Origin of the sequence: Bradyrhizobium sp. SHOUNA76, from assembly GCF_023006445.1 — a bacterium.
Taxonomy (GTDB): Bacteria; Pseudomonadota; Alphaproteobacteria; order Rhizobiales; family Xanthobacteraceae; genus Bradyrhizobium.
Genome location: NZ_JALBHA010000557.1, coordinates 1 through 3932 on the forward strand (window position 1 = coordinate 1; position 3932 = coordinate 3932).

Sequence of the window (3932 nt, forward strand, 5' to 3'; positions counted from 1 at the left end):
CAAGCGCGCATCTCGCCGGACGTCCGCCCCACGCCCGGCACCTCCGCCCCCTTCGCGCTCGACACCCGCCGCATTTGCCTGTTCGACCCCGAGACGGAGCGACTGATCGCATGACAAAGACGAACTATGCCGGCCTCGCGGACCGCGTGGTGCTGATCACCGGTGGCGCCAGCGGCATCGGTGCAGCCTTCGTGCGCGCCTTCGCCACCCAACGGGCGCGCGTCGCGTTCCTCGATGTCGACCAAGCGGCCGGCGCAGCACTGGTCGATGAGGTGACTGCAGCGGCTGGCACGGTCCCGCTGTTCGTGCCCTGCGATCTCCTGGACATCGACGCATTGCGCGCCGCCATGACGCAGGTCCAGCGATCGCTCGGTGACACCGCGGTCCTCGTCAACAACGCCGCCAACGACCAGCGCCAGATGCTGGCGGAGGTGACGCCCGCCGAGTTCGACTGGATGATCGGCGTCAATTTCAAGCACGTTTTCTTCGCCGCGCAGGCGGTGGTACCGCAGATGCAGGCGCGCGGCGGCGGCTCGATCATCAACATGTCCTCGATCGCCTGGATGCGCGGCGCGCCGGCGTTGCCGGTCTATGCCGGCGCAAAGGCAGCGATCGTCGGCTTCACCAACTCGCTGGCACGGTCGGTCGGTCCCGACCGCATTCGCGTCAACGCGATTGCGCCCGGCATGGTCGTCACCGAACGCCAGCGCCGGCTGTGGTATCCGGACGAGCAGGTCATCACCGAGATGCGCGCGCGCCAGGCGGTTCCGGATGCGGTGACGCCCGAGGACATCGCCAACATGGCGCTATTCCTCGCCTCAGATGACAGCCAACGCATTACCGGACAATGTTTTCGGGTGGATGCAGGCTTGGCGTAGCGTGCGCAGCAAATTTGTGTTGGGTCCGCTTTATTCTCCGAAGCAGACGTGAAGCATACGTTGACGCAAGTCGCCCTTGGGCCAATTGCGGAAGTCAACCTTTGGTCCAATCCTTCGTTTCGCAACACGAAATGTTAGAGATCGCCGAATGCGGGTGTCATGTTAGCAAGTCATAAACGATTGAGGCGTGATAACATCGCAACTTATAATGGTTGATAAAATGCGCTATATCACGCTTTCACTGTTCATGTTTCTCGCTTCCGCGCTGCAAGCGGAAGCAGCACCAACATCCATTCGCTGCACAGGCAAGTATTATCAGCAGCAGCAACCCTACTTCGTGACCTATGACCTCGAGTCCACTCACTTCGTATTCGAGAACCCAGGTGCAAACATACTACCTGGCGAGATCATCAGGGTAAGTGACGCGCAACTTGACCTCAGCCTGAGGGCTGATGGCGGACGTATCCTTCTTTCCTTCAATCGCACGCGCAACGTGATGACGTGGCCGGGAATGCCTGCCCAGGAAATGGGAAGAGAGACACTGCAACACGTCTGCACGGTCGTTGCTGGCAGAACGATGCTGTCAGCTTTCCGGCAACCTGAGCAATTTGACCTGAAGCGCCTCGATCCGGTTGATGCCTTTTCACTCACCTGCCCGGGCCAATATGGCCCATACTTCGTCACCCTAGATCGCTCTACAAAGACCGTAGTTCTAGAGACTCAATCAGCGGCCGAGATCATGTCAGGCAACATCACTGGGGCCAACGATGGCTCTATTAGCTTTGCGGTCGCCGGTCACTCGGGCCGCCATTTTGATCTCGTCTGGGATGATAGCAAGCGATTGCTGACTTGGGTTGCTGATGATCCGACAAGGCCGAAAATAAGCCACGAATGCGCTGTCACGGAGCCCCGATCAATCATGGAAACTTATGCAGGTCTAGCGCGCTGGCGCCGAATGTGACTGATGGTGGTCCTAGCGTTTAGGACTGCTTTGGGTCAAAAGCGCCCCTCAGCGGGCATCGGCGTGAACGTCAACTACGGCCAAAAAGCTGACATTGACAACCTTGGCTGCTACAATTGGATCGTTGGCCCAAAGCCCAGGTTTCTGCTTGGAGAGAAAAACAGCACTGCACGAGCTGCTTGAGCTTAAAAAGCCGCTGGACGAGATCCTGCCTACCCTCGATCGTCTTGGGCGGGATAACGTCCCTTTGGTTAACCTCGAGCGAAGGCATGTGGCGTCGATCCTTCGTCGCTATTGCGACGGCGATTTGAACCGCTATGACGTCGAACGCTGGGCCAGTTTAATCGTGTCTCGCAACGACATTGGCTACAATTCAGACGACGTTGTCAGGGAGTATCTGCTAGAACTCGCACTTCCTGCAAACAGGGCGCTAACAAGAGAGCGCGCTGGCAAATCCGCGATTGCGTTGATCGAAGGACCGACAGCAAAAGCGGTCGAAGCTGCTGCCCGCGTCCTTCACCACGAAGCACTACGTCATGGTTGGTGGGGCAAATACAAGAAGTCTTACGATGAGCTTGCTGCAACCGATCCAATCGGGAAGTACGAATTCGACGGCCTAGTGGAGCGTATGCTGATAGCGGCTGCGCGGGCTAAAACTGATGACAATCAATGACCAACGAGCCGCCCGACATGTCCTCTTCGGGACAAAAAGCCGCCAATTGCGCTCAAACCAAGTGACCTCCGCTCGGCCGCTGCCAGCCGACGCTTACGAGGCGCCCTAGCCTAGTCTTCCGCCCTTCCGCATCGTGGCCAGCACGACATCGGCCGCCAGCACGCTCGGTGACCTGTTGCCCGTCGACATGATCCGGTCGAGTTGGGCAAAGGCCTCGACTTGCCGCAGCCGCAGCGGGGAATCCGTCAGCACATCGTGAAGCGCGGGCGCCAGCTTCTCCGGCGTGCAGTCCTCCTGCAGATACTCCGGAATGACGTCCTCACCGATCACGAGATTGGCGAGGATCACCGAGGAGACGCGGATCGCGCGGCGCAAGATGAAGGCCTCGACCGCGCCGACGCGATAGGCGGTCACCATCGGAATGCCCGACAACGCGAGCTCCAGCGTCACCGTGCCGGATTTGGCCAGTGCTGCACGCGCGACGCGGAATACGGCGCGCTTCTCGTTCTCGCCGGTCACGATCCTTGGCTTGACCGGCCAGTTCGCGATGCCCTCGCGGATGGTGGCTTCCAGATGCGGCATGGTCGGCAGTATCAGCTCGAACGCACGCCCCTCGGCCTGCAAGCGTCCGAGCGTTGCGCCGAATACATCGAGATGGTGCCTGACCTCGCTGCGGCGGCTGCCGGGCAGCACCAGCAGCACTGGCGGCTCGCCGGCGCGGCGCGCCTGCTCCTCTGCGTTGGGCCGCAACGACGGCAATTGCTCGATGAGGGGATGGCCGACATAGCTACACGGTGGCCCGCCGAGCTTGCGGTATTCCTCCGGCTCGAACGGCAACAGGCCGAGCACATGGTCGACATAGCCGAGCATGGTCCGTGCCCGCCCCGGCCGCCACGCCCAGAGCTGGGGCGAGACGTAATCGACCACCGGGATCGTCGAATTCTTCGCGCGCACGCGGCGGGCGACGCGATGGGTGAAATCGGGACTGTCGATGATGACGAGCGCGTCCGGCGCGGCTTCCAGCACGGCGTCCGCCGTGTTGCGGATCAACCGCAGGATCTTCGGCAATTGCTGTACCACGGCGGCGAAGCCGACGATCGACAGCTCCTCGATCGGAAACAGCGATTCCAGCCCCTCGCGCGCCATGGTGCGGCCGCCCACGCCTGCGAATTCGACGCCGTCGCCGAGGCGCTGGCGCAGCACCTTCATCAAGGCGCTGCCGAGCCGGTCGCCGGATTCCTCGGTGGCGATCAGGAAGATCCTGCGCTTGGGATCGCGGGACTGCGTCACGCCGGCAGGCCGATGACGAAGAGATATTTGGCGTCGGCGAGCGCGATCATCGCCTGCGGCTCGGCGGCGATGGTGTTGCCGGCAATGACGGCGATGCCGGCGAGGCCCGCGGCGGCAACGCCTTCGAGAG

The 3932-nt window shown here is 61.5% G+C and carries 4 protein-coding genes and 1 pseudogene; 3 read left to right on the forward strand and 2 right to left on the reverse strand.

Annotated features, from left to right (window positions below; genetic code table 11):
* Positions 1-110 precede the first annotated feature (110 nt).
* The 3 genes from MOV74_RS33160 to MOV74_RS33170 all read left to right on the forward strand — a co-directional run bounded on the left by MOV74_RS33160 (position 111) and on the right by MOV74_RS33170 (position 2512).
* Positions 111-878: an SDR family NAD(P)-dependent oxidoreductase gene (locus MOV74_RS33160; RefSeq protein ID WP_246931208.1), complete on the forward strand. Its 768-nt coding sequence runs from the start codon at positions 111-113 to the stop codon at positions 876-878.
* 220 nt (positions 879-1098) lie between these two features.
* Positions 1099-1839, forward strand: coding sequence for a hypothetical protein (locus tag MOV74_RS33165; RefSeq protein ID WP_246931209.1), 741 nt, complete (start codon positions 1099-1101; stop codon positions 1837-1839).
* A 148-nt stretch (positions 1840-1987) separates the two neighbouring features.
* On the forward strand, positions 1988-2512 hold the full coding sequence (locus MOV74_RS33170; protein WP_246931210.1) for a hypothetical protein: 525 nt from the start codon (positions 1988-1990) through the stop codon (positions 2510-2512).
* 105 nt (positions 2513-2617) lie between these two features.
* On the opposite strand, the gene lpxB is transcribed toward MOV74_RS33170, so the two are convergent.
* The gene (gene lpxB, locus MOV74_RS33175) at positions 2618-3802 is read right to left on the reverse strand and encodes a lipid-A-disaccharide synthase (RefSeq protein WP_246931211.1); all 1185 of its coding nucleotides are present in this window, start codon (positions 3800-3802) and stop codon (positions 2618-2620) included.
* Positions 3799-3932: pseudogene (locus MOV74_RS33180) on the reverse strand (UDP-2,3-diacylglucosamine diphosphatase LpxI); the annotation flags it as partial. The gene lpxB and the pseudogene MOV74_RS33180, both read right to left, overlap by 4 nt.